This is a genomic window from Clostridioides sp. ZZV14-6153 (assembly GCF_020657855.1).
Taxonomy (GTDB): Bacteria; Bacillota; Clostridia; order Peptostreptococcales; family Peptostreptococcaceae; genus Clostridioides.
In genome coordinates this window covers 99,086-124,856 of sequence record NZ_JAGWCZ010000012.1, presented here as the reverse complement: position 1 = coordinate 124,856, position 25,771 = coordinate 99,086, and the positions used below count along the sequence as shown (strand labels likewise).

The window sequence follows — 25,771 nt, the reverse complement described above, 5'->3', positions numbered from 1 at the left end:
TCTGATGGTTGTTCTCCCTCTGGAGTTTGTCCGTCTGATGGTTGTTCTCCCTCTGGAGTTTGTCCGTCTGATGGTTGTTCTCCCTCTGGAGTTTGTCCGTCTGATGGTTGTTCTCCTTCTGGAGTTTGCCCATCTGATGGCTTCTCCCCATCAAATACTACATCTTTGCCATTCATTTCAGCAGCATAAGATACTATTGGTGTAAATGTAGTAAATGCCATACTCAAAGCGATGGCTAAACTAATTATACTTGATTTTTTAATTTTTAATTTCAAAATTCTCCTGATACTAAAAATATATATTGTATCTATCTAATATAATTCAAAATATTATATTATTGTATAGATTTGATTCCACAATACATCTTTAGCATGTTCAATTAGGGTCGTTAATCCTAACCAGTTCTCTAATGAACTTCTTAATATTTCTATTAAGCACAGACTATATCATTACCTAATAATTAGGTACTCCCCATTTCCCCACACTTGTAGGTACGAGATTTCTCTCTAGTCGTTGAAGTTTCTTCTTTTCGAAGCTTACCTGCTGATTATCCATTTTTAAGGCGCTTAGGGTTTAACCTTATGCTATCTAACTAATTTTTTCTACTTTCGTAACCGTCAAGTATCTATCAAATAGATACTCTATCACACCTATCCTTATTTCATGATTATGTTGTGGTTTAGTTAGCTTTAGGAACTTCCAGCAATTAAAGGAGTTTTGGGCAGATGTTCTACCACTCTACACTCTTTATGAATGTAGGGAGCTATTTCAAAAATATATTTTATATCTATATTTACTATGATTTATGTACTTTATTATGTCTGTTTATATATTTTTGATAATTAAAAGTTACTCCTATTTATATTTATAGCAGGTTGCACTACTAACTCCATATATCCCTTAAGTGCCCAAATTTAAGATATACTTCACAGTTTCTATAAATAGGTTTTTGTAATTTTTATTTTTTTAATGTTTTGTTCAATGTTTTAACTCTTTAAGTGCACTTTTTATGAATGTATTAAAATACAAACTAATATTTCAAGATAATTTTTCTAATATAAGACAAAAATTCGTTTTTATACTAAAAAAGATACCATAGAGTATCTTTAAATAACACAAAAACTTTTACTCTATTTGGATAGTTGACTAAATTTAATTTAGATATGTCAATACAAATCACATATTTGAGCTTTACTATTTTTGTCTGATATAATTTTAATAGCTATTGTCATTATTATACAATATAGATGAATTTTTGTCTATTTTTTCCATCTTATTTGCACATCTTATCAATTTAACTTATATGTTACATCAAAAAACATCCTCAGAAGTAATTTTTAAGATTCACTTCTAAAGATGTTTTTATTATATGGCTTTACATTAATTAATTATTTTATTTTTAATCTTACGTCACCTTTTATTCTTCTTATTAATGGGTGATTAACTGTTCTCATTACATGGTCAGTGATATGGTATACACCTAATTTTAATTTTGGTGCAGAACCCATTACTGTATTACTACAGTCAGTACAGTTACCTATTAATATAACTTCTGCTCCAGCTTTTTTAAATTCTATACATTTTTGAGCTTGTCCTGGACAGTGTCCTGGATTTTCACATTTTAATGCACCTTTTATTTCTTGAGCTTGTTTACATTTTTGAACTGATACTATATCAGTAACGCCCATTTTAGCTGCTATGTCTCTCATTCTTTCTTCGTTAGGTCCACATGCACAGACTAAAAGACCCATCTTTCTCTTTTCATTAACAAATGGCATAGTAACTATTATACCACCACTAGTTTTAGTTATTGGAGTATCTAAAGTAGTAGCTTTTCCTGTGAAAGGTCCTCCTAGGATTATTTCACCATATTCACCTTTTATTCCACCAGCTCTTTCAATTAATTCTCCAACAGTAGTTCCGATTGGCACATCTTCAAATACTATAGATTCTTTTCCACTGTTTAATTGACCAACTACAGTTATATTTTTAGATATAACTGGTCTTTTTTGCTCAACAGCTTCTACTATTCTAGTTAATGTTTCTACGTTTATTACTACTGCATTAGCTTCTGAAGGTAATTGAGTTGGCTCAAGTAATTTTCCTAGAACATCTCTTACTATAGCTCTTTCTTCTCCCATTGGGTACATATCAACTAGTTCAGCAACCTCTATATTATCTCCTGGTTTTATTACTTTTTTGAATGCTGCTATTGCTTCTGGATGTTTGCTCTTTATTGCTAGCATACCTTTTCCAGCATTAGTAACTTCCATAGCATATTTTATACCTTTGTAAACTATTTCTGGATTTTCTTCTATTTCTTTTATGTTATGAGCTAGTAAAGGTTCACATTCAGCTGCATTTGCTAATATTGTTCCACCTTTTAAATCTATATTTAATTTTATATGAGTAGGGAATCCTGCTCCACCCATTCCTACAACTCCAGCTTCTTTAATTAAATCAAGTATACTTTCTCCTTTTAATGGTTCAAAAGTATCATCTTGTGCTTCATCAGCTTCAATTACTATAGCTTGGTCATTTATTTCACTTATTTTTCCACTAACACTGGCATAAATATTTGCTCCTAATCCAGCTGGTTCTGCGATTAGAGTTCCTTTTTTTACTACATCTCCAACACTTACTACTGGCTTATCTGGACCACCAACGTGTTGTTTTAATAAAATAGAATATAGTTTGTTCAACTAGTACGCCCCCTTAAATATATTAATTTTTTTTATAAGCTGTTCAAATAATATTAATCTTGTTTTTCTATTACAAGACTTTAACATATTGTTTATTTCTATAGAACATATCGCTTATTATCAAAGCAATTTCTATGCCAACTTTTAAACAAAGTTATACCCTTTGAAAATACTATCTTACAGCGTTTGTAGTTCAATTTAATCATTTAAACTCAATAAAAAAAAGTCAATTATTAGACGCTTTTTTTACTGATTTAATCTATAATTATTGATATTACATACATGCATAAAAAAGTGTCAAAAAATAGACACCGTCTTTTTATCGACACTTTTCTAACATATACTATACAATTTTCCACAACACTACTAAAAATATACATTTATTGATTATTAATTTTTTGGTTTTTGTACTCCATTAGAATCAACTATGTAATTATCTTTATATAATAAATCAGATATTTTTACTAAGCTATATCCATCTTTTTTAAGTCGATTTATTATGGTATCCAAATAGTTATCTACATCATTTATATTAGCATGAAATAAAACTATTGAACCAGGCTGAGCTTCTTTTATTACTTTTTCAATTACATGATTTGGGCCAAGTTCTTTCCAATCTATCGAATCTACATCCCACTTAATTACTTTATAACCTAAATCTCCACAAATGTCCATAGCTTTATTGTTTACGTCTCCAAAAGGAGGTCTAAATAGATTGGTCTTTTTACCTGTTATATTAAATATTTTTTCTGATGTAGTTTCTATTTCTTCTGTTATATCCTCTTTTGATATTTCTTTTAAATTAGCATGAGTATTTGAATGATTTCCAATCTCATGTCCTTTTTCATCTATAGCTTTAACAATTTCTTCATTATCATCCACCCAACTACCAACTAGAAAAAAAGTAGCTTTTATGTTATGTTTATCTAAAATTTTAAGAATATCATCCATGTTATCAGTTCCCCAAGCAACATCAAAACTCAGAGCTATCTTTTTCTCATTTGTATCAACTCTATATATAGGCATTTTTGAGTTATCAGATTTAGAGCATACATATTTTATTCCATAAACAAGAGCAAATATTAATACCAATAACAATGAAAAAAATAAAACACTATATATTAAAGCTTTAGTTCTCTTAACTTCTCTTTTCATACTATTCCCCCTTTTAAATAAATTCTTCTATATTTAAAATTTATTTTTTTTTAGCTCAAAAAAGTACTGTAATATTTAATTTATAGGACAACAAATAAAAAAATAAACTCTATATTAGACCAATTAACCTCTTTAAAATACTACTTTTTTTAATTTTTTTATATTTTTTACATTTTTACCTTTATTTTTCTGTATATATTATTTTTATTTTGGAGAAATTAGTATTAACATCACATAAATAAAAGTGTTGTTAGACATCATAAACTAATTATTTAAGGAGGAAATTTACTATGTCAAATTCAAACAGAACAGTAGTGCCAGAGGCAAAAGCAGCTTTAAATCAAATGAAATTAGAAATAGCTAACGAAATAGGTTTATCTAACTATGAAAACATAGACAAAGGTAACTTAACAGCTAGAGAAAATGGATATGTTGGTGGATACATGACTAAGAAATTAGTTGAAATGGCTGAAAGACAAATGGCTGGAAAATAGATAGTAAATTTTGACACCTGGGTATCAACAGGGCTGCCGATTGGTAGCCCTGTTTTCTTGTCTTCATTTATAAAATTAATTTTATATAATTTGTTAAAGATTAATGATACTATACAAATTATTCTTTTAATTTTGTATAAATTAGTTTAATATATTATATATAGAAATAGTTTGACGGAGGATGATATTTATGTTTGAAAACTCATCTGAAGAATTAGCTTATCACAAACTTTTAATTTTGTATATATTGGAAAAAATTAAAATGGACTTAACTAATTCTCAAATAACTCAAGTAGTATTAGAGACTGAAATGATGAATTACTTTTCATTACAACAACTTTTATCTCAGCTTATGGAATCTAAGTTTTTGACTACATATAAAGACTCTGACAGAGAATATTATGCTCTTACTCAAAGAGGCGTAGAAAGTCTAGAATACTTTTTTAATCGAATACCTACTAGTGTTACTGAAAAAATAGACAAGTATATAGATTCTAATAAAGAAAATTTACTAGCAGATACTCAAGTAAAATCTAGCTTCGTAAAACAAAGTGATAATGAATTCATTGTCAATCTTAGAGTCATAGAAAATCAATCTAACTTAATAGATTTAAATCTAAATGTTTCATCAGAGAAACAAGCAAAACTTATTTGTAACAATTGGAAAAACAATGCATCTTATATGTATGCTGAAGTTATCGACTTACTTATAAGAGACATACATTAAGGCCTACAAACAAACTATAGTTGTAGGCTCTTTTCCTACCTTGATTACCTTTATTAATTTGTTATTTGCAGTTTCATAGACTTTAACTGAGTTCTCTTGAGTATCTGATACAAATAATAACTTTTCATCTTTAGATATTTCTAATCCCTGAGGAATTCCATCTATTTCAATATTTCCAATATATTTACTTGTTGTATAATCCAAAATTCTTACATTATTATAACCCAAGTCAGCAACATAAACTTTTTTCCCACTATAATTAAACCTTATTTCTACTGGCAATAAGAATTCATATAATACCTTTTTTATATCCATACTTACTTCATCAACTATTACAAGCTTTCCATCAAGTGTTGATATATACATTTCTTTCTTTTGTTTATCAAGTGCTATATGCCATGCTCTAAAGTCCATATTGATTTTCTTTTGTATACTTTTATTTATTGTGTCTATACATACTATCGAATTTATACATGGTACATATAGCTTTTTACTCTCTCTGTCAAAATCAAATCCATGTGGCATATTATCAACGCCAATGATTCCTATTGGATTTAATGTGTTTTTATCCAATATATATATGCTATTTGAATCTTCATTTGCTACAAATAACTCATTATCACTAAGCATAACTTGACTAAGACTTCCTCCTATAGAAACAGTATCAATTATTTTATCATTACTTAAGTCTAAAACATATAGTATTCCATTGCTCGAACTAGGTATGTATATCAAATTTTTTTCCTTTTCTATGCAAAAATGATGTGGATATATATTATCCTCTAATACTATTTCTTTTTCTAGTTCAAGCGTAGAATAATCAACTATACTAATGCTCTTTGATAGGTAGTTAGAAATATAGATTTTCATATAACCCCTCCTCTCTACAATACATATACTACAATAATATATTATTTTATTAGCTTGTATTATGCTTTATAGTTGCATTATTATACATATATTTGGTATTATTATTGATGTTGACACAATGAAATAATAATTAATGGAGGTCTTTTTTATGAAGGTTACTTTTAACCCAAGTGGTGTTTGTTGTAGAGAGATGTTTTTTGAAGTTGATGAAAATAATGTGATTGTTGATGCTGAGTTTATAGGCGGATGTAATGGAAATTTATTAGGGCTTAAGAGTTTAATAATTGGTCAAAATGCTCTTGAAATTGCTGATAAATTAAATGGTATTGATTGTGGAGGTAAAGGTACTTCTTGCCCAGACCAATTATCTAAAGCCATTCGTCAATCTATCTAGATATTGATAATATATAGTAATACACTCATCTAAAAACTGATTTTATTAAAAAAGGAGTTGTCTATTATTTTAGCCAACTCCTCTTTATATGTCTTTTATTTTTATCTATATATTTATATGTATTTATTTTATAAGATTATAATTTCTTTACCAAAGTTCTTACTGTGCCTATCATATATAAAGAACCTGCACTTATTATAATATCATCCTTATTTGATGTTTCCAATGTATAATTAACTGCATCTTCTATTTCATATTTTGACGTTACATCACTTACATATTTTAATATTTTTTCTTTTAATATATCTGAATTTATAGCTCTTGGATTATTAGGAGTTGTTGTCACTACTTTGCTAAATTTAGGCATTAGTATGTCCAAAACACCATCAATATCTTTATCTTCCAACATACCTATTAATAAAGTTAGTTTTTTATCTTTAAAATGTTTATCAAGTGCTTTTGCTAAAGATTTTGCTCCATCTTCGTTATGTGCTCCATCTATTATAAAAATTGGACTTTCTTTTATCTTTTCTATTCTTCCTGGCCATTTAGTAGTTATGAGACCTTCTCTTATAGATTCTTCACTTACATTATCTAATTTTTTTGTATCTTTTAGATATTTTAGTACACTCATTGCCAATATAGAATTATTTATTTGATGTTCACCTATCAACGTTATTTCAAGATTCTTATAAGTTTCTCCCATTACATTACAATCATACACTTGAAAGTTTATGTTTGATTTTTTTATATTTATATTGTCAAAATTAACTTCTATGTATTTTGCATTTTTTTCTTTGCAAACTGACTTTATAACATCCTTTGCTTCATCAGTCTGGTCATATACAAGTACTACTCCATTTTCCTTTATTATACCAGCTTTTTCATATGCTATTTTTTCTATTGTATCTCCAAGTATTCCTGTATGGTCTAAACTTATAGATGTTATTACACTTACAAGTGATTTTGTTATTATATTTGTAGCATCATATCTTCCACCTAATCCAACTTCTAAAGCTACAAAATCTACTTTTTGCTCTGAATAGTAATAAAATGCCATTGCAGTAACTACTTCAAATTCAGTTGGATATGCATAACCTTGGCTTACCATAACTTCTATCTTTTCTTTTATTAAATCAATTATTCTAGCAACATCTTCTTGTGGTATATTCTCTCCATTTACTCTTATACGCTCAGTAAAAGTTTCTAGATATGGAGATGTGTATAGGCCGACCTTATATCCACTTTCTCTTAGTATATTAGAAATAAAAGAACACACCGAACCTTTTCCATTAGTTCCAGCTACATGTATTATATTTAAAGTTTCTTGTGGATTTCCCAACAGTTCTAATAATTTCCCAATATTCTCTAAACCTAATCTTATACCAAACTTATTGGTTTGTGATATATATTCTAATGCTTCTTCATATTTCATTATCTAATTCCCCCTGTATTGGCATTTTATTTTATGTTATCTAATTATAGTATATTTTTCACTTTTAATCTACTGACAAAGAATACATATAATCTAACACCTTCTACATTAAATTTGGTTCATAAATTTTTATTTATCTTTTGTATTTGTATATCTTTCTACTAATTCAGTTAATGTATATATGGAAACTAAGTCATATTTTGATATGTCCATATAATTAAATTTCAAATCAAATCTGTTCTCTAATTTTTCTAATAGATTAAAACAATTATCATAAACTAATCCTATCTCTTTATTAAAAAGGCTACATTGAAATAATTTTTCATTATCAGCTTCAGTATTTAAACACTCTCTAATAACATCAGCAACTTCCACAAGCAGAGCATTTTCCTTATCATATAAATCCACTTTAAAATCTGGAATCCTACTATACTTGTCTAAATCACAACTACTCCAACAATTTTTGGTTGCTAGAGACTCGAGTTTTTTATTTAACGCGTATATTGTTATGTTTGGCTCTTCTGACAATATTTTAGCTATTTTCCCAGTAAATTTTGCAGCTACATAACTATTACATTTTGGTGGTAATCTGAAAGAATTATTTATATCACAACTTATATATGAATTACTATCCATAACACATTGAACATCATATTTTTTATTGTACCAAAAAGAATTCTCTATATCCAAAGTAGAAGCCCTTACACCTATGACATTGTTAAACATAGCTGGATAACTCAAGTCAAAGTTATTAGCTAAGGAACATACTATTATCTTTCCTTTTCTAAACAATTCATAGCAAACTTCAAATAAGCCCTTAACACTTTCTACACCTATAACTGATAAACTTAAGTTAATCAGTCTTATATTAGTATCCAAAAGGTATTTTAATGCCTCTTCAAGAACCTTTATATTTGTAATACTATCTTTATTACCTAAAATTTTTATCACAAATAGCTCTACATCTTCATACTCCTTTTTGATTATTGATGCACAAGCAGTTCCATGACCATCTTCATCATCAAATTTGTCTGATATAAAAATATAGTCATGTATACATTCAAAAGCAATTCCTCCAACTAAGTTATCTTTTAAGTAATCATGTTCTTTATCTATTCCTGTATCTAATACTGCAACCTTAACTTTATTATTCATATCACATATATTCTCCATTACTAAAAGTTTTTAATATATCTACATTAATAGTTCATCTTAAACCTTAATTTAAGTGGCACAATTTATCTTTTAAATGCTCTATTTGTTGCTAAAAACATAAAATAAGTACACTATATACTTAATTTATCTTAATTATATCAATTATTGTCATTAAATTGTTAAATATTACGATAAAATTTTTAGATTTATATCACAATTTAGAATTATTTGTAAAAAGGGGATTGTCTTTTCTATTAGACAATCCCCTTGTATATTTTGTTATTCTTTATTCACAATTAACTATTAATTATATTTCATATTTTGTAATTTAAATATTATATATCTTAATTTTATTTATCTAGGGGGAATAATTATCTTTATATGTTGTACAACCCATTTAAGCACTATTCTAAAAATTAATATCAGTAAGTAATATTAAAAAATAATATTAAAAAACTATATTTTGTTAGTATCTAAAAAATCCAATCAAATAAAATTTCTCTTGCATGTTAAATAATACCACATACCTAATACATTATATCATATTTCAATAAATAAATTGCATAAAAGGAAATCTTTTAATAGAATTAAACTATTTATTAAATCATTACCATAAGTTCTACAGACTATAAGTGGATTTTTTGATACTTACATGCTACTATCTTAAGCATTGATATAACTAGCTAAAATAGCTATAATAAAATGAAGCAATTATTTATAGAATTTTATAAATATTCATTATTTTTAAGGGGTGATTGTATTTGAAAAAAGACATGTCAAAAAGAGAAATCTTAAAGGAAAGCTTTCTAGCATCAATCCCAATATTTCTAGGATATATTCCCTTAGGACTTATTTGTGGTATTATGCTTCAAAAAGCAGGTCTACCAGCCTTCTATATATTATTTATGTCATTTATAGTATTTGCTGGTAGCTCACAATTTGTAGCTGCTTCTATGCTCGCTTCAAATGGAAGTATTACTTCGATAATTTTAACTACATTTATATTGAATCTTCGCAACTTCCTAATGAGCTCTAACTTACATATGCACATAAAAAATAAGAACATGAAATTTTTAATGTATTTTTGTCATGGTGTTACAGATGAAACATTTGCTATAAACTTAGAAAAATATACTTATGGAAATTGGACTGATACACATGCTTTATACTTAAATAACCTTTGTATATTAGTATGGGCTGTAAGTTGCTTCGTGGGCGCATTTCTTGGAGAGATTGTTCATATAAGCGATTCTGTTGCTGGCTTTCTATTAACAGCTATGTTCATTACTCTAATAGTTAATCAAATTAAAAATAAAATATATGTACTTGTTTCTATACTTTCTATATTATTATCAGTAGTTTTATATACTTTCTTTAAGAATAGTTTAGTTATTATAATAGCATCAATTTTATCTTCTTTATTTGGTTTTTATATTCAAAAATTAACACATAGAAAGGAAGGCTACTATGAATAATAATTACATAATTATCGTTATCTTAGGCATGGCAATTGTTACTTATATTCCAAGAATTTTACCTATGATAATATTCTCAAAAAATGATATGCCTGAATCTATTAAAGATATCATGAAATTTATACCTATTGCTATACTTAGTTCACTAATAGCAAAAGATATTTTCTTTAATGGAGATAATCTATACCTTTCATTTACTAATCCTAAGATTATTTCAGGTATAATAGTACTATTAGTAGCTTATAAGTTTAAGTCTATTGCAGTATCAATAGCTGTAGGTGCAATATCCATATTTTTATTTGGAATTATATTATAATACTATATACAACATATGATATAGTACAAAATATAAAATACATTATATTGAAGTTAATATTTAAAAATTAAATTAATACATATTATAATTAGCATACCTTACATATAAAACAATATTGATAACTGCTAAATTACCATTTTACATAATAAAGACTGTCTTAATATAGAAAAGTTCTTCTACATTAAGACAGCTTTGAATCAATAGCTTTGTGATGACACTAAATATTTTTTACCATATTTCTTTACCTTTTTCAAAATTAATACATTATATCACATAACAAGCTTGTTAGTGTTGCTTTTAAATCTTTGAGTCTGTACTTACTAATAGGTATAAATTTTTCATTAATAGTAATCATATTGTCTCCAATATCTTCTATTCTTCTCAAGTTAACAATGAAACTTGTATGACATCTAAAAAAGCCATTTTCACACAATAACTTTTCCGCTTGTTTCATACTCATATTAGCTTTATAATCTCTACCTGATGTATGTACAACTAAATCTCTCTTTACAGTTTCAACATACAAAATAGAATCTATCAGTATTCTGTTAAATCCTTTTTTGTTGTACAAAACTATATAACGTTCCTTCTTTCTTTGAAGGTTATCAATACAAAGATTTACACCCATTGCGAAATTACTATAGTCTATAGGTTTTACTAAATACCTATAAGCACGAACTTCATAACCTTGTGGGGCATACTCTGAAAAAGCTGTTGTAAATATAATCTCTACTTTTTCATCAAACTTTCTTATTTTTTTAGCCACCTCAATTCCATTAATATCTTTCATTTGGATATCTAAAAATATAATGTCAATTTTTTCTGGGTATTTGGAGAGTAAATCTTCTCCACAGGAAAATTCCAATATTTGATAATTTAGACACCTTTCAGACAACAGTTTTTCTGCAAACTCTTTTAGTATGCTTCTTTGTATTTTTTCGTCATCACATATAACTACCCTAAACATAATATCACCTCCAAATCTAAAATATCATTTAGTTTACTTTATTTCAATTTACAAACTGTATCTAGCTAGCTTTATATTTAAATTTTGATATAAATTTAAATTGTCGATTAAATTACTTATAACAATTATTTTTGATATATAAACTTATTTTTTGACAAATTTATATATTTTTTCAACTATACAACATAAAAAAATATAGGAAAATAAATGCAACATGTATTTATTATCCTATATTAAATATTATAATATATCAATTTTTTATTGATTATAAAGTTCAAAAATATAAAATTAATATAGTCATAATAAAATAAAAATATCATATATCTCTAAAAAATTATAACATCATATTTATCTACATAGAAAGAAAAACATACAAAGAATACATATTTAGTACTCTTTGTATGTTTTTATCCTACACATTTATTTTACTTTAGTTTTTAAATTGGCTAATCTTTCCTCAACAGACTTAATCATTTCTTCAAATTTTTCTTTTTTAGCTTTTTCTTCTTCTATTAAGCTTTCAGGAGCTTTTTCTAAGAATCCTTGATTTGCAAGTTTTCCATTAACTCTCTTTATTTCTCCCTCTAACTTTTTCATTTCTTTAGATAGCCTTTCAATTTCTTTTTCAAAGTCAACTAATTCATTAAGAGGTATGAATATTTCAACACCATCAATAACTACACCAACTGCATCTTCTGGTACATTTGATTTGTCTTTTGCTATCTCAACAGTTGAAGCAGATGCTAAAGTTATAAAATAATCCTTACCAAGTTCAATAGTTTCTATCTTATCTTCACTTGGTACTATTATCAATTTAGCTTTCTTAGAAGGTGGTACATTCATTTCTGCTCTCACATTTCTTATACTTCTTATACCTTCCATTAATAAACTCATCATTTCTTCTTCATCAGCCATATTATCTTCTTCATTATATTTTGGCCATTCAGATACTATTATACAACCTTCAACAGTAGGAAGATGAGTATATATTTCCTCTGTTATAAATGGCATATATGGATGTAATAATTTTAATATTTTTTCAAGTACATAAGTTAATGTATATAAAGCGGCAGACTTAGCGTCTGTATCGTCTCCATATAATCTAGGTTTAACCATTTCAATATACCAGTCACAGTATTCTGACCAAGTAAAATCATATATCTTTTGTAATGCTATTCCTAAATCAAATTTATCCATGTTATTAGTAGCTTCTTTTACAATATCATTGGCTCTTGATATTATCCATTTGTCAGCTAGAGTTAAATTATCTTTTACATTTTCTCTATTTATATTCTTAATTATCTCCTCATCAATATTCATAAATACAAATCTTGATGCATTCCACAATTTATTAGCAAAGTTTCTAGCAAATTCTACTCTTTCCATATAGAATCTCATATCATTTCCTGGGGAATTTCCAGTTGTTAATGTAAATCTTAGTGCATCAGCTCCATATTGCTCGATTATTTCTAATGGGTCAATACCATTTCCTAAAGATTTACTCATTTTTCTACCTTGAGAGTCTCTTACTAAGCCATGAACTAATACATGGTCAAATGGCTTTTCATTCATACAGAACATACCTGCAAATGCCATTCTAACTACCCAGAAGAATATTATATCATATCCTGTAACAAGTACACTTGTTGGGTAATAATAATCTAATGCATCTGTCTTATTTGGCCATCCTAGAGTAGAAAAAGGCCATAATGCAGAACTAAACCAAGTATCTAGTGCGTCTTCATCTTGTTTAAAATGAGTGCTTCCACATTTAGGGCATTTATCTGGCATTTTTTTAGCAACTACTATTTCTCCACACTCTTGACAATAGTAAGCTGGTATTTGATGACCCCACCATAATTGTCTTGATATACACCAATCTCTTATATTTTCTAACCATTGTAAATAAGTTTTATCAAACTTGTCTGGAACAAATTCTAATTCTCCTTTTTTAAGAATATCTATAGCTGGTTTTGCAAGTTCTTCCATCTTAACAAACCATTGCTCTGATAATCTAGGCTCAATTACTGTATGGCATCTATAACAAGTTCCTACATTGTGATTATGTTCTTTTATCTTGATTAGATATCCTTGTTCTTTTAAGTCTGCTATGATGGCTTTTCTACACTCAAATCTATCCATGCCTTCATATTTTCCACAAACTTCGTTCATAGTTCCATCTTCATTCATTGTATTTAATTGCTCAAGATTATGTCTTAAACCTACTTCAAAGTCGTTAGGGTCATGAGCTGGAGTCATCTTAACAGCACCAGTTCCAAACTCTAAATCTACATAACTATCTGCAACTATTGGAAGTTCTCTTCCTACTAATGGAAGTATTGCTGTTTTTCCTATTAAGTGTTTGTATCTATCATCTTCTGGATTTACAGCTATACCAGTATCCCCTATCATTGTTTCAGGTCTAGTAGTAGCTATTTCCAAGAAGTCTTCACTATCTTTTAATGGATATTTTATATGATAAAAGTTTCCATCCTGCTCTTCATGCTCAACTTCTGCATCTGATAAAGTAGTTTTACAGTCTGGGCACCAGTTTATTATTCTATTTCCTCTGTATATATGCCCTTTTTCATATAGGTTTACAAAGAACTCTATAACTGCTTCATTACAACCTTCATCCATAGTAAATCTTTCTTTATCCCAATCACAAGAATCTCCTAATTGTTTAAGCTGATTAACTATTTTTCCTCCAAATTCGTCTCTCCATGCCCAAGCTCTCTTTAAAAATTCTTCTCTTCCTATTTCGTATTTAGTCTTACCTTCTTCTTTTTTTATTCTTTCAACAACTTTAACTTCAGTTGCTATAGAAGCATGGTCAGTTCCTGGAAGCCAAAAAGCTTCATATCCATCCATACGTTTCCATCTAATAAGTATATCTTGAAGAGTATGGTCAAGCGCATGTCCCATATGCAATTGCCCTGTTATATTTGGAGGTGGCATCATTATTGTAAATGGTTTTTTATCTGGGTTTGGTTTAGATTTAAAATACCCTTCATCCATCCATTTTTTATATAGCCTAGCCTCAAAATCTTTAGGATTATAAGTTTTTGATAAGTTCGTATTTTCCATTGTATTGCCTCCTATATTTTTATAAATAAATTTTTAAAATATTTTTGTGAATAAAAAAGAGCCTTTCATCCTCTTTTAAAAGGACGAAAAGCTCGCGTTACCACCTTAATTCCAAAGTTTAAAAATTCATCAACATATAATTAAATTAATAGTTAATGACAATCTTAATAACTTTGACTCTCAAAGAATTTAACGATTCTAACCGTCTAAACTTACTAATAGTTCAGTTTAGAAACTCCAAAGCTACATTCAGTAAACCTTATACTTAGAAAATCTTACAGCCAGTGAATTTTCCTCTCTTTTAGTAGTATTTACTTACTCCTCTTCTTCTTAGTCTTTAATATTATATATTATTATATACAAATATTATTCTCTTTGTCAATTATTTTTATTTTATTTTTTCTGAATTTTCTTAATTATTATTTTTTATATTCTATGCTAATTATTATAATCTATACTATGTTTTTTACATTATTTTGTTTTATATAGTCAATAATTATTCTATTACTTTATTGACATTTTTGCTACTATTTTATCAATTTTATGCTAGCTTCACTTTATATGCTATTTTCCTATATGACATTTTAACTATAATATTTTAAATGTCATTAAGTTATGTATTATATTTTATAAATGCTTTATTGTATTTTATATTTTTAAAAATTTACTATAGGTTTTCTTGCCAGAAGTTTTTAGGCATAACATTCTCTGTGATTGGCAATATAGTATATCCTCTTTCTTTTAAAATTCTTATCATATTATTTAAAGCATTTACGCTTTGTTCTTTTTCATGAATTAATACTACTAATTCATCTCTTTTTCTTCCATAATATAAGATATTACTAACTATTTGACTTGTGGACGATTTCCAGTCTTGCGTATCTAAATTCCAATCCCAAATTAGGTAATCATTTGCCATAAGCTTATCGTATGAACCTTCTGGCATATATGGCTTACTTCCATATGGTAGCCTTATTAATTTTGAGCTTTGACCAGTTATATCTTGTAGTGTTTTATTACATGTGTTAAATTCTCCAACTGTTATTTCTGGACTCTTATACAACTTATGTATATCATGACTTACACTATGAAATCCTATTGAATTTTTTTCTTCTAAGACTCTCTTCACCTCTTCTTTGTGGTTTTTCATATTTTGATTAAGCATAAAAAATGTCGCTTTGACATCATTTTCTTTTAAAATATCGAGCAATGCATTTGTATATTTTGATGGTCCATCATCTATTGTTATGTATGCAACTTTTTCAGATGTAGCTCCTGGTCCTTTCCCCTCTTCTTGAGATGTTTTATATATAATTTCTCCTAAAGTATTATTTTGAGAAAGTAATTCTAATGTAGTTTTATCTTTTGTATTGAGATTTTCAACTGGAACATTGTTAATTTTTTCTTCTAATAATGTCCCAGTTAGAATTAAAATAGCTACAAGAAATACACGTATAATTACATGAAAAACAGTTTTATTATCTTTAATTTTCATCCCCCATATCTCCCTTTTTATAAAAACATAAACTCAAACTTAAGAAAATTATTTTTTATATTTATTGTCCTTCTTATTACTTTTTATGTCTCTACTAAATATTTTCTTTACTTGTTCTTCTTCTTTTTCTCCCAATGATTTTACTCTCTTTATTCCCATAGAAGTTAAAAATTGTAGCACATTTAAATTATCAAATGGTGTTTCCATATTTGTACTTTCACTGTATTCATCGACATTCTTAGTACCTTCTTCTACACTTAAAATACGCTTAGGACCTCCCACACAACCTCCTACGCAACCCATTCCTTCTATGAAAGTAGCCTCTATCTCTTTATTTAAAACTTTCTTTAGACCATCCATACATTCTTTTGTTCCTTCAAATGCTTTTTCTTTAAACTTTATATTTTTATCAATTCTTCTAACTGATAATTTAACAGCTTTACTTACACCCCCTGTTCTAGCATAAACTCTACCTGAAAGAGATGCTTCTACTCTATTACTTTCATCCATTACTGCTGGATTTAGTTCTAATGCATCAAATATTTCCTGTAATTCTTTAAATGTAAGCACAAAATCAACCGCATCCTTTATATCTTCCAACATTGCTTCTTTCTTCTTTGCCATACAAGGGCCTATAAATACAACTTTAGCCTCTGGATTTAAAATTTTTACAGCTCTACCACAAGCAATCATAGGTGACACAGATGGTGATACCTTATCTAATATTTGAGGAAAACTATTTTGTATTAAGCTAACCCAAATAGGACAACAGCAACTAGTTATAAAGCATCCTTCTTCATCATTTTTCATATGCTCATAATAGTCATATGCTTCTTTTGCAGTAAGCATATCTGCTGCTAAAGCAACCTCTATCATATCTTCAAATCCTATCTTTTTTAATGCAGTTCTTAACTTACCAGGACTTACATCTTTTCCAAATTGACCTACAAAAGCTGGTGCGACTATTGCATATACAGGACTCTTTATATCTTTTAATAGCTTTATCATCGGTATAAATTCTATCTTGTCTGATATTGCACCCAATTTACATCTTGACACACAATCACCACAGGCACTACATGTATCTTCCTCATTACAATTAATATGCTTATTTCTTATCTTGCATGACTCATCTTCTTTATTATTTTCATCACAATATTTACAAGCATCTGATATTATAGATATTATTGGTCTTTTTACTTCATCTAAATTTACAGCTTCGTGCAGTGCATCTTTTAGGTTTTTATCTGTATCTCCTGTTACATCTAATCCCATAGTTACCCTGATTAAATTCACCATAGTATCTTTATCAAATTGCTTATCAAAATGACTATCTAAATTTTCTTTTAAGTCTTCACTTAAAATTTTTTCAGGCAAGTTTTCAATATCTTCTGTATCCTCATTCCATACTGCCTTTACAAGTTCTCCAAAAAGCTTCATTTTGTATCTTTCTAATATTTTAGAATTTTCATTTATAGTATTCATAAAAAATAGTACCTCCGTAAATTAAACTTATATATGTTTAATATTTACAAAGATACTATTTTTTATTTATTATTTATTGACTATTATTGATATGACTTATTTAATTTTTTCAATAATTCTATTTCAAGCATTATTTTCATTAAATGATAGTTAAACACTGGACTTTTTTCTTCATCTACATTCCAATCCAGTTCATCCACACCATATGTTTTCTTAAGGTACTTATATGTATGCTCTTTTAAATAGAGTTTGTTTTCTAGTAACTCTATAGATTGCATGTGAAAGTGGATTTCTCTACATATCCTTAAGGCATTTTCTATTTTTTCTATATTGGTTTCACTTAAACTATAGTCTAACTCATCGATAAGTTTTGAATATATTTCTTCCAATTTCTCTACTTCTTCTTCAAATTTTTCTACGTCTAGATTTTCTTTTCTAAGTATTTTTTCTTCAATAAGCAACATTGAAAGTTCTTCTATTTTTTTAAACTCATCTATAACACTATTTAGGTAGTTTGGTCTAGCAACATAATAATTAACGAGTACACCAAATAAAACTCCTACAGATGTATCTAATACCCTGTGTAAAGAATAGTATACGGGGTCATTGTTTCCCACACCTAGATGTATGGCTAGAAAAGTGACACAGGCAACAACTACTGACTTTATTTTAAACAGATTACATAGATATATTGAACACATTACACCAAGACCACATAAAAATGGGTCTCCCGCTTTGGTGATAGCAAATAAAAATCCTATTATACCACCTAAAATAGTACCTTCTACTCTATTGATTCCTGTCTTTAAAGAACCTTTCACTGTGTCCTGAACAGAAATTATACATGCTACTAGAGAATAAAACATATTCTCAACTAAATAATTACCAAGAAGCATACATAAAGTTACACTAATTCCTGTCTTTATAGTCCTCATACCCATCTTTTGAAGTTTCAAATTTCCACCTCCTAAAAGCACCTTATATAAAATACGCATCCTCATATTTAATATGTTCCTAGTATATCACAATTTTTTAAATTTACCCATTAATCGCATCTTTTTAACAATTACATTTTAATTTAGACAATAAAAAAAACTGCTATAAAGCAGTTTTTTTTATCCTATCTCTACCATTTTACCTTCAATTGCAAAGATTATTTTTTCACATACGTTTGTTATATGGTCTCCAATTCGTTCAAGGTATCTTCCTATAAGTAAAAGTTTTACTCCTTGGTCTATCGTATTTGAATTTTCATGCATTATTTTTAAACAATCAATTTGTACTTGCTCATACAAATCATCTACAATGTCATCTTTACTTCCAACATTATAAGCTATACTTGCATCAAATGATATTAAAGCTTCTCTAGTTTGAGACATCATATTCTTACATTCCTTTGCCATTTTAGGAATATCTATTAGCTCTTTTATATACGCTTCTCCACCTATTTTCAACATTTCTCTAGCTATATTTGCTGCATAATCTCCAATTCTTTCTAATTCTATTGATATGTTTCCCAAAGAATAAATAAATCTTAAATCCCTTGCCATTGGTTGTTTAAGTACTATTAATTCTATACTTTTATCTCTTATTTCTTCTCTCAATTTATTTATTTTTTCATCATCTTCTACTACTTTTCTTGCACCTTCTAAATCTTTCTCTATCATACAAGTTACAGACTTTTCTATTGCCTCTTCACATTTTTCCATCATAAGTACTGTCTGTTCTTTTAAAGTATCAATACTTATATCTAAACTATTATTGACCATTGTTTAACTCCTTTATAGTTATATATTTTAACCGAATCTACCTGTTATATAGTCTTCTGTTCTTTTATCCACAGGAGTAGTAAACATAGTTTTTGTATCACTAAATTCTATAACCTCTCCATTTAGGAAAAAAGCTGTTTCATCTGATATACGAGCAGCTTGTTGCATATTATGTGTAACTATGACTATTGTATAGTCCTTTTTTAAATCTTCTATAAGTTCTTCTACTTTTAATGTTGAAATTGGGTCTAAAGCAGATGTAGGTTCATCCATAAGTATAACTTCTGGTCTCATAGCAATTGCTCTTGCTATACATATACGTTGTTGTTGCCCTCCAGATAATCCTAATGCAGATGACTTAAGCCTATCTTTAACTTCCTCCCAAATAGCTGCTCCCTTCAAACTTTCCTCTACTATCTTGTCTAGTTGCTTTTTATCTCTTAATCCATGTGTACGAGGTCCATATGCAACATTATCATATATACTCATAGGAAATGGATTAGGTTTTTGAAATACCATTCCTACTTTTGTACGAAGGTTTATAACATCATCTGAAGTATAGATATCTTCTCCATCAACAGAAATATTCCCTGTAATTGTTACATTTTCTATTAGGTCATTCATTCTATTTAATGTTCTTATAAAAGTAGATTTTCCACATCCAGATGGACCTATTAAAGCAGTAACTTTATTTTCTTTTATATCCATATTTATTTTATTTAGAGCTTGCTTGTCGCCATAAAATAAATCCAAATCTTTTACACTCATTTTTATTTTATTGATTAATTCCATCATTTACACCTCTTAAATTTAATAATTAGCCTTATTTAACTTTTTAGCAACAAATCTTGCTAACATATTTAATACTAATACAATTACTATTAAAACAATACCTATACTAGCTGCTGTTGCTATGTCTCCACTCTCTTTAGTTAGTAAGTATGAGTGTACAGTTAGTGTTCTTGCACTATCAAATATTCCTCCTGGCATCTTAGCTACAGTACCTGCTGTAAGTAGTATGGCAGCTGATTCTCCAATTATACGACCAACTGACAATATTACTCCTGATAGAATTCCTGGTACTGCACTTGGAAGTACTACTTTATATAAAGTTTGAAATTTAGTAGCTCCTAATGCTAGAGATGATTCTCTATATGATTGAGGAACTGTCTTTAAAGCTTCTTCTGTAGTACGAATTATTACTGGTAATATTATTATTGCAACTGTAAGTGACCCTGCAACTATTGAATATCCCATTTTTAAGGTAACTACAAAGAAAATTCCTCCAAACAATCCATAAACTATGGATGGTATTCCTGACAAACTTTCAGTTGCAAATCTTATAGCTGTAACTGCTTTTCCTTTTTTAGCATATTCTTGTAAATATATGGCTGCTAAGATTCCTATTGGAGTTGCTACAACTATAGAAACCACTACAGTATATAATGTTGTAATTATCATTGGGAAGATACCACCATCACCTGATGCTGAATAATTACTAAATAAGAAATTAAAATTCATATTTCCGATTCCCTTTATAAATATAAATCCTACTATAACTACCAGTGATACTATTGTAAATAATGCTGATAGATATACTAATAATTTCAATATATTCTCTCTGAACTTTCTCATCTTAATTTACCGCCTTATTTGAAAGTTTATTTAAAACTAAGTTTAAAATTAATATAAATGTAAACAATACTACTCCAGTTGCAAATAACATTTCTTGATGTGTCCCAAATGCGTATCCCATTTCAAGTGCTATATTAGTTGTAAGTGGTCTTACACTATCTGTTATAGAAGTTGGCATAACTGGTGAATTTCCTGCAACAAGTATTACTGCCATTGTTTCTCCTAAAGCTCTTCCTACTCCTAATACTACTGCAGCTAATACTCCAGACTTTGCAGCCGGTAATACAACTTTAAATATTGTTTCTATTTTTGATGCACCAAGTGCTAATGAACCCTCTTTATATGCTTTTGGTACTGCTCTTATAGCTGTTTCTGATACAGATATTATTGTTGGTAACATCATTACTGCTAATACTATTATTATTGCTAATAAACTCTGTCCTTTTGGAAGATTAAATATACTTTGTATCATTGGAACTATTACTGCAAGACCAAACACTCCATACAGCACTGAAGGTATACCTGCTAGAAGTTCAACTGCTGGTGACATTATTTTTGCTAATCTTTTAGGTGCTACTTCTGCTATAAATATAGATGTTAATATTCCAATTGGTACTCCTATTATAAGTGCACCAATTGTAGCAACTATTGATGCTGCTATCATAGATGATATTCCAAACTTATTAGCTGAAGGAACCCAATCTGCACCTGTTAAAAAATCTATAAATGAGTATCCCTCAAATATAAAAGGTCTTAACCCTTTATAAAATACAAATCCTATTATCAAAAGTAAACTTGCAACTGCTACTAAAGCACTTAGTAGAAATATATTTTTTGCTACTTTTTCAACTATATATTTTGTCTTATTTCCATTATTGTCATTTTTTTCTAAACCTACTAACCTAGATTTTACTATCATAATATCCTCCCATTAAAATATACCTAATTTATTTTCGTTCTGTATTTAAAATTTAAATTTTTATAAGTTCGTCATTATTAAATTTTCTATATTTTTATTCTACTTTTTTTAAGTTAAATCTATATTAGGTTTAAGTTAAACAAGTGTAAAATTATATTCACTTTTTTAACATTAATTTTACTTTTTGGACTATATTTGACATTTACTTTACAATTTAACTATATTTGACGACAATAAAATAGCAGATATAAGTAATAATACGTACTACACGTAATTTATTATTTATATCTGCTATTAAGATTTGTTAACTAGATTTAACCTTTTATAATCTATATATTTATTATTCCTTATTAGAATAATATCTTTTTTATTTTTATATACTTAATCGTTGATATTTCAGTACTTTAAAATAGAACATTAGCACTTATGTCAGTAAAATGTCAGTAAAATATTTTATCCACAAATTTTACATAAGTTTTCCACAACTTATCCACAAATTTATCCACAGAAATAAAAAGGTAGCTACTAATATAAGTGCTACCTTTTTATCTATTCCTATTCCTCATCATCTTGCCAACTTCTCACCCACTCCTCAAGTGCATCTAATTTGTCATTACTTATTTCTTCTCTACTATGTAGTTTTGAAATTAGATTAGAAATAGGATTATTATGTAAACCTCCAAAGAGTTTTTTAGTTTCTGATTTTAAATATTCTTTTTCTTTTATTAATATTGTATAATGTGTGTGCTTGCCTATTTTTTGAGAAGCTAAAAAACCTCTTTTAGTTAATCTTGATAAAAGTGTTAGTGTTGTAGTTTGTTTCCATCCATACTCTTGCTCCATCCAATCTGCAACATCTTTTGATATTACAGTTTTATATCCAGAATTCCACATATATTTCATAATCTTGAATTCTGAATCCGGCAATTTTTTATTTAACATAATATATCCCTTCTTTCTATTAAGCATGTAAAATTATTTTTTATAAATCTTGCATACTTTCTATAAACGCTTTTATTTCTTCTTCTGTCATTTCGTCTTTTCTATGTATAGTAGTAAATGTTCGTATAAAAAAGTTATCATACTCACTAATCTCTCTTTCTTCTTTTATAGCATTTAAATACTCTTTTTTAGTTACTAATAATTCATAATTAAAATTAAAACTTTCTATCTTCCTTTGCAATATTTTCATTTTCACTAATCTTTTTAGGAGAAGTTTTGTAGTACTTTTCCTCCAACCATATTTTTCTTTCATTACTACTATTATTTCTTTAGATAGAACAGACTTTTCCCTCCACATATATTCCATCAGCATTAATTCCCCTCTGCGTAGTTTGCTAACTACTTCTTGTTGCTCCATTTTATGTCACTCCCTCAAATTCAATTTAGCTTAGATTAATAATAGGAGCTTTTTAACACAAAAACTACAGGTAAGTTTTACCATACATTCTACATATTTAGTCTGTTTTTATATATAAAAAAGATTATTCATATCCATAAATTTATTCAATTTTCAAACAATCTTATTGAATAATAACTAATTACATTGTATTATTTTAGTTGTAGAATAAAACTAAATTGGCAAAACTAGAGAAATTTAGTGACGCAAAGCTATAGGGACTAAGACTTGTAAAATATCTTATAAGTTATGTCAGCCAGTTACCAAAAAGATATTGTTCTTTTTGTTTTTATGAAAGTTTTTTAGGGGGATAATAATTTATATGTTTAGAGATAAAATGGATAGATGTACACATATGTTAACTGCTTATATTGGTAGTTCATATGATTATTGTGATTTTATAGATACACAATTAGATGATTTTATACTAGAGTACGGAGAAAATGTAGTAGAAAATTGCTTACATCAAGTGATGGTACTTGTAAGTAAGTATAATTAGATGGATTTTGTTTTCTAGAAAACCCTTTTTAGTTTTATCTACATTTAAATAGTATTGATAATTATATTGATATGACTGTAGTTTTCTTTATTTTGACACAGCGCTTATATCTTTTCTAACAAGAAATATCATTTTAAATCATTTACAAGAATTATAAAATAATAGTATTCTTATCATTGAAAGTGATTTTTTTGTCTATATATGGTAAAATGTAGAAAATGGAAATCAATAAAACAAAAAAATTCACATATTATTTATTTTATACGGAGGTGAAATAAATGAAAAATAAAAAAGGGTTTACTTTAGTGGAATTATTAGTAGTAATTGCTATAATAGGAATATTGGCGATAGTAGCACTTCCAGCATTATTTAAAAATATAGAAAAAGCAAAGATAGCTAAACTTGAATCTGATATAAGTGCAATAAAAAGTGCGTCCCTTAGCTACTATGCTGATGAATCAAAATTCACTGATGGAAACAGCATATCATGGTCCAAAAAAGATGGAAAAATAATTATAAATGGAGGTCTTAAAGACGACCCATTAACAGATAAGATAGAGGGTCTAGGAATGCCTTACAATGGTTCGTACGTTTTATCATCTTCTGGTGGTCATGAAGGACACTTAGAATTACTTATAGTTCCAGATGGAGAAATAAGCAAAAGTGGTACAAATAAATTAGAAGAAGATTATGGAAATTCAATAAAAATATACAACAATCAGGGAAGAATAACTATTAAAATAACTTTCTTAAATGGTGATAAATCAAATACTTAATGACATTGATTTGATAATTACAGATGAAAAAAATACTGTTATTTGGAGAAATGAAAAAAGCACTCCCCGACATGAGAATGCTTAATTGCAACTATAGAAGTGTATTGGTAGTACACTTCTATTTTTTATTATATCATATGATTTATGTTGTTAAAAAGACCTATTTAAATCGTTTTTAAGATATGTTAAGTGATGTTCTTGATAGTTTTATGTGTTTCTTTTTAAATATAAAAAACTGTATAAGTAGAAACTTTATTCTACAAATACAGTTTTTATTTATCGAGTTCTTCTAAAAATTTCTTATGTAACTTCTCCTTGGCTTCTATATATGCCTTTTCAGCATCTTCTATGTTGTCATAGTATCCTAGATTATAATGAACCTTTTTGAACTCTATTTGAGCTTTATACTTGTTCTTAGACTCGTCCCAATAAACACCTCTAACTTTTGTTTTAGAATTACTTAGAGGCTCTTTTTGAGATATAGTTTGTATGTTTGTGTTGTCTATAATATGTTCTTTTAAATGCACTTCTATAGCTTTTTTTATATTTTTCTTGCTACTTTCTGTAAGCATACAACCACAGCTACGAACCCTATTAGAAGTTAATAAATACTCTGCAACTTCTTTGTAATTTCCGCAATCGCACTTGCATTTCCAAATTATCGAATTATTTTCCGCTCTTTTATTAGTGGCTTTTATTGCTGTTAATCTTCCAAACTTTTTATTTGTTATATTATTAGCTTTAAATTGTGTGTTTTTAGATAAACACCCACAACTACTACCTACTTTTAGAGTATCTGACCTTATCCATTTTTCTTTATTGCATAATTTACATTTACAAAGATAATAGGTTCTTAACCTTCCTTTTTTATCCACTTTTCTTTTAGTATCTAATACCGTTAAGAAGCCTATTTCTTTTCCTATCGCTTCTTTATTTTTACTCATTTAGTTCACCTTTTATTTTTTAATATAAATTTAATAAAAACATTAAAATCTCCCTTTTATTTTTCTCTTTCTT

At 27.8% G+C, this 25,771-nt stretch carries 24 protein-coding genes, 1 pseudogene, 2 riboswitches and 1 other annotated feature; of the genes and pseudogenes, 7 read left to right on the top strand and 18 right to left on the bottom strand.

Going from position 1 to position 25,771, the window contains the following annotated elements; translation table 11 throughout:
* The 3 genes and pseudogenes from KGF46_RS14785 to KGF46_RS14775 form a co-directional block, all read right to left on the bottom strand.
* Nucleotides 1-275 (bottom strand): annotated as a pseudogene (locus KGF46_RS14785) (cell surface protein); the annotation flags it as partial.
* A gap of 585 nt (nucleotides 276-860) precedes the next feature.
* Nucleotides 861-946: riboswitch (cyclic di-GMP riboswitch) on the bottom strand.
* 442 nt (nucleotides 947-1,388) lie between these two features.
* Nucleotides 1,389-2,702, bottom strand: coding sequence for a proline reductase-associated electron transfer protein PrdC (gene prdC, locus KGF46_RS14780; RefSeq protein ID WP_227433704.1), 1,314 nt, complete (start codon nucleotides 2,700-2,702; stop codon nucleotides 1,389-1,391).
* 390 nt (nucleotides 2,703-3,092) lie between these two features.
* Nucleotides 3,093-3,857: a polysaccharide deacetylase family protein gene (locus KGF46_RS14775; RefSeq protein WP_227828319.1), complete on the bottom strand. Its 765-nt coding sequence runs from the start codon at nucleotides 3,855-3,857 to the stop codon at nucleotides 3,093-3,095.
* 290 nt (nucleotides 3,858-4,147) lie between these two features.
* Between KGF46_RS14775 and KGF46_RS14770 the strand changes: the two genes are divergently transcribed.
* Together KGF46_RS14770 and KGF46_RS14765 are read left to right on the top strand one after the other, a co-directional pair.
* Nucleotides 4,148-4,351 (top strand): alpha/beta-type small acid-soluble spore protein, encoded by a 204-nt coding sequence (locus KGF46_RS14770; RefSeq protein ID WP_003422115.1) that lies wholly within the window; start codon nucleotides 4,148-4,150, stop codon nucleotides 4,349-4,351.
* A 190-nt stretch (nucleotides 4,352-4,541) separates the two neighbouring features.
* Nucleotides 4,542-5,078, top strand: coding sequence for a DUF4364 family protein (locus KGF46_RS14765; protein WP_009891708.1), 537 nt, complete (start codon nucleotides 4,542-4,544; stop codon nucleotides 5,076-5,078).
* A 3-nt stretch (nucleotides 5,079-5,081) separates the two neighbouring features.
* On the opposite strand, the gene KGF46_RS14760 is transcribed toward KGF46_RS14765, so the two are convergent.
* Nucleotides 5,082-5,948 carry a YncE family protein gene (locus KGF46_RS14760; RefSeq protein ID WP_227862141.1) on the bottom strand — a complete coding sequence of 289 codons (867 nt, stop codon included), beginning with the start codon at nucleotides 5,946-5,948 and terminating at the stop codon, nucleotides 5,082-5,084.
* Nucleotides 5,949-6,096: 148 nt separating this feature from the next.
* Here KGF46_RS14760 and KGF46_RS14755 point away from each other — a divergent pair, with 148 nt between their 5' ends.
* Entirely contained in the window at nucleotides 6,097-6,342 is a 246-nt protein-coding gene (locus KGF46_RS14755) for a TIGR03905 family TSCPD domain-containing protein (protein ID WP_227433701.1), read from the top strand.
* A 136-nt stretch (nucleotides 6,343-6,478) separates the two neighbouring features.
* Here KGF46_RS14755 and KGF46_RS14750 read toward each other — a convergent pair whose 3' ends face one another.
* Together KGF46_RS14750 and KGF46_RS14745 are read right to left on the bottom strand one after the other, a co-directional pair.
* Nucleotides 6,479-7,777 (bottom strand): bifunctional folylpolyglutamate synthase/dihydrofolate synthase, encoded by a 1,299-nt coding sequence (locus KGF46_RS14750; protein WP_227828318.1) that lies wholly within the window; start codon nucleotides 7,775-7,777, stop codon nucleotides 6,479-6,481.
* 129 nt (nucleotides 7,778-7,906) lie between these two features.
* Nucleotides 7,907-8,932 carry a S8 family peptidase gene (locus tag KGF46_RS14745; protein ID WP_227841239.1) on the bottom strand — a complete coding sequence of 342 codons (1,026 nt, stop codon included), beginning with the start codon at nucleotides 8,930-8,932 and terminating at the stop codon, nucleotides 7,907-7,909.
* 761 nt (nucleotides 8,933-9,693) lie between these two features.
* Here KGF46_RS14745 and KGF46_RS14740 point away from each other — a divergent pair.
* Both KGF46_RS14740 and KGF46_RS14735 read left to right on the top strand, forming a co-directional pair.
* Nucleotides 9,694-10,407, top strand: coding sequence for an AzlC family ABC transporter permease (locus tag KGF46_RS14740; RefSeq protein ID WP_227828316.1), 714 nt, complete (start codon nucleotides 9,694-9,696; stop codon nucleotides 10,405-10,407).
* Nucleotides 10,400-10,723 (top strand): AzlD domain-containing protein, encoded by a 324-nt coding sequence (locus tag KGF46_RS14735; RefSeq protein WP_227433697.1) that lies wholly within the window; start codon nucleotides 10,400-10,402, stop codon nucleotides 10,721-10,723. The genes KGF46_RS14740 and KGF46_RS14735 overlap by 8 nt, the downstream gene beginning before the upstream one ends.
* A gap of 256 nt (nucleotides 10,724-10,979) precedes the next feature.
* Here KGF46_RS14735 and rgaR read toward each other — a convergent pair whose 3' ends face one another.
* The 11 genes from rgaR to KGF46_RS14680 all read right to left on the bottom strand — a co-directional run bounded on the left by rgaR (nucleotide 10,980) and on the right by KGF46_RS14680 (nucleotide 23,440).
* Complete coding sequence (gene rgaR, locus KGF46_RS14730) at nucleotides 10,980-11,690, bottom strand: two-component system response regulator RgaR (protein WP_227828315.1); 711 nt, start codon at nucleotides 11,688-11,690, stop codon at nucleotides 10,980-10,982.
* A gap of 420 nt (nucleotides 11,691-12,110) precedes the next feature.
* A complete protein-coding gene (locus KGF46_RS14725) occupies nucleotides 12,111-14,777 on the bottom strand; it encodes a valine--tRNA ligase (protein WP_227861603.1) in 2,667 nt (888 codons plus the stop codon).
* 76 nt (nucleotides 14,778-14,853) lie between these two features.
* Nucleotides 14,854-15,118: a binding site (T-box leader), on the bottom strand.
* Between the two features lie 326 nt (nucleotides 15,119-15,444).
* On the bottom strand, nucleotides 15,445-16,272 hold the full coding sequence (locus KGF46_RS14720) for a polysaccharide deacetylase family protein (protein ID WP_227828313.1): 828 nt from the start codon (nucleotides 16,270-16,272) through the stop codon (nucleotides 15,445-15,447).
* Between the two features lie 48 nt (nucleotides 16,273-16,320).
* Entirely contained in the window at nucleotides 16,321-17,757 is a 1,437-nt protein-coding gene (locus KGF46_RS14715; protein ID WP_227862140.1) for a [Fe-Fe] hydrogenase large subunit C-terminal domain-containing protein, read from the bottom strand.
* A gap of 83 nt (nucleotides 17,758-17,840) precedes the next feature.
* The gene (locus tag KGF46_RS14710) at nucleotides 17,841-18,713 is read right to left on the bottom strand and encodes an FUSC family protein (RefSeq protein ID WP_227433692.1); all 873 of its coding nucleotides are present in this window, start codon (nucleotides 18,711-18,713) and stop codon (nucleotides 17,841-17,843) included.
* 159 nt (nucleotides 18,714-18,872) lie between these two features.
* The gene (gene phoU / locus KGF46_RS14705) at nucleotides 18,873-19,526 is read right to left on the bottom strand and encodes a phosphate signaling complex protein PhoU (protein ID WP_227828311.1); all 654 of its coding nucleotides are present in this window, start codon (nucleotides 19,524-19,526) and stop codon (nucleotides 18,873-18,875) included.
* A 27-nt stretch (nucleotides 19,527-19,553) separates the two neighbouring features.
* Nucleotides 19,554-20,318, bottom strand: a complete 765-nt coding sequence (gene pstB / locus KGF46_RS14700) for a phosphate ABC transporter ATP-binding protein PstB (RefSeq protein WP_227828310.1) — start codon at nucleotides 20,316-20,318, stop codon at nucleotides 19,554-19,556.
* Between the two features lie 18 nt (nucleotides 20,319-20,336).
* Nucleotides 20,337-21,161, bottom strand: a complete 825-nt coding sequence (gene pstA, locus KGF46_RS14695) for a phosphate ABC transporter permease PstA (RefSeq protein WP_227828309.1) — start codon at nucleotides 21,159-21,161, stop codon at nucleotides 20,337-20,339.
* A gap of 1 nt (nucleotide 21,162) precedes the next feature.
* Complete coding sequence (pstC, locus tag KGF46_RS14690; RefSeq protein ID WP_227433688.1) at nucleotides 21,163-22,080, bottom strand: phosphate ABC transporter permease subunit PstC; 918 nt, start codon at nucleotides 22,078-22,080, stop codon at nucleotides 21,163-21,165.
* Nucleotides 22,081-22,635: 555 nt separating this feature from the next.
* Nucleotides 22,636-23,022, bottom strand: a complete 387-nt coding sequence (locus KGF46_RS14685; RefSeq protein WP_227850515.1) for a BlaI/MecI/CopY family transcriptional regulator — start codon at nucleotides 23,020-23,022, stop codon at nucleotides 22,636-22,638.
* 40 nt (nucleotides 23,023-23,062) lie between these two features.
* Nucleotides 23,063-23,440, bottom strand: a complete 378-nt coding sequence (locus KGF46_RS14680; protein ID WP_227850516.1) for a BlaI/MecI/CopY family transcriptional regulator — start codon at nucleotides 23,438-23,440, stop codon at nucleotides 23,063-23,065.
* 210 nt (nucleotides 23,441-23,650) lie between these two features.
* Nucleotides 23,651-23,747: riboswitch (cyclic di-GMP riboswitch) on the top strand.
* A 54-nt stretch (nucleotides 23,748-23,801) separates the two neighbouring features.
* On the opposite strand from KGF46_RS14680, the gene KGF46_RS14675 reads away from it, so the two are divergent.
* On the top strand, nucleotides 23,802-23,978 hold the full coding sequence (locus KGF46_RS14675; RefSeq protein ID WP_227435413.1) for a hypothetical protein: 177 nt from the start codon (nucleotides 23,802-23,804) through the stop codon (nucleotides 23,976-23,978).
* A 278-nt stretch (nucleotides 23,979-24,256) separates the two neighbouring features.
* Nucleotides 24,257-24,754, top strand: a complete 498-nt coding sequence (locus KGF46_RS14670) for a prepilin-type N-terminal cleavage/methylation domain-containing protein (protein ID WP_227862139.1) — start codon at nucleotides 24,257-24,259, stop codon at nucleotides 24,752-24,754.
* A 272-nt stretch (nucleotides 24,755-25,026) separates the two neighbouring features.
* Here KGF46_RS14670 and KGF46_RS14665 read toward each other — a convergent pair whose 3' ends face one another.
* Nucleotides 25,027-25,698, bottom strand: coding sequence for an AP2 domain-containing protein (locus KGF46_RS14665; protein ID WP_227850521.1), 672 nt, complete (start codon nucleotides 25,696-25,698; stop codon nucleotides 25,027-25,029).
* Nucleotides 25,699-25,771 lie beyond the last annotated feature (73 nt).

Coding starts and splice junctions, on each gene's coding strand:
- KGF46_RS14675 (WP_227435413.1), top strand. CDS start 23,802: ATGTTTAGAGATAAAATGGATAGATGTACACATATGTTAACTGCTTAT.
- KGF46_RS14755 (WP_227433701.1), top strand. CDS start 6,097: ATGAAGGTTACTTTTAACCCAAGTGGTGTTTGTTGTAGAGAGATGTTT.
- KGF46_RS14715 (WP_227862140.1), bottom strand. CDS start 17,757: ATGAATACTATAAATGAAAATTCTAAAATATTAGAAAGATACAAAATG.
- KGF46_RS14750 (WP_227828318.1), bottom strand. CDS start 7,777: ATGAAATATGAAGAAGCATTAGAATATATATCACAAACCAATAAGTTT.
- KGF46_RS14760 (WP_227862141.1), bottom strand. CDS start 5,948: ATGAAAATCTATATTTCTAACTACCTATCAAAGAGCATTAGTATAGTT.
- phoU (WP_227828311.1), bottom strand. CDS start 19,526: ATGGTCAATAATAGTTTAGATATAAGTATTGATACTTTAAAAGAACAG.
- rgaR (WP_227828315.1), bottom strand. CDS start 11,690: ATGTTTAGGGTAGTTATATGTGATGACGAAAAAATACAAAGAAGCATA.
- KGF46_RS14720 (WP_227828313.1), bottom strand. CDS start 16,272: ATGAAAATTAAAGATAATAAAACTGTTTTTCATGTAATTATACGTGTA.
- pstC (WP_227433688.1), bottom strand. CDS start 22,080: ATGATAGTAAAATCTAGGTTAGTAGGTTTAGAAAAAAATGACAATAAT.
- pstB (WP_227828310.1), bottom strand. CDS start 20,318: ATGGAATTAATCAATAAAATAAAAATGAGTGTAAAAGATTTGGATTTA.
- KGF46_RS14665 (WP_227850521.1), bottom strand. CDS start 25,698: ATGAGTAAAAATAAAGAAGCGATAGGAAAAGAAATAGGCTTCTTAACG.
- KGF46_RS14735 (WP_227433697.1), top strand. CDS start 10,400: ATGAATAATAATTACATAATTATCGTTATCTTAGGCATGGCAATTGTT.
- KGF46_RS14765 (WP_009891708.1), top strand. CDS start 4,542: ATGTTTGAAAACTCATCTGAAGAATTAGCTTATCACAAACTTTTAATT.
- KGF46_RS14745 (WP_227841239.1), bottom strand. CDS start 8,932: ATGAATAATAAAGTTAAGGTTGCAGTATTAGATACAGGAATAGATAAA.
- KGF46_RS14685 (WP_227850515.1), bottom strand. CDS start 23,022: ATGTTAAATAAAAAATTGCCGGATTCAGAATTCAAGATTATGAAATAT.
- KGF46_RS14670 (WP_227862139.1), top strand. CDS start 24,257: ATGAAAAATAAAAAAGGGTTTACTTTAGTGGAATTATTAGTAGTAATT.
- KGF46_RS14680 (WP_227850516.1), bottom strand. CDS start 23,440: ATGGAGCAACAAGAAGTAGTTAGCAAACTACGCAGAGGGGAATTAATG.
- KGF46_RS14775 (WP_227828319.1), bottom strand. CDS start 3,857: ATGAAAAGAGAAGTTAAGAGAACTAAAGCTTTAATATATAGTGTTTTA.
- KGF46_RS14770 (WP_003422115.1), top strand. CDS start 4,148: ATGTCAAATTCAAACAGAACAGTAGTGCCAGAGGCAAAAGCAGCTTTA.
- KGF46_RS14725 (WP_227861603.1), bottom strand. CDS start 14,777: ATGGAAAATACGAACTTATCAAAAACTTATAATCCTAAAGATTTTGAG.
- pstA (WP_227828309.1), bottom strand. CDS start 21,161: ATGAGAAAGTTCAGAGAGAATATATTGAAATTATTAGTATATCTATCA.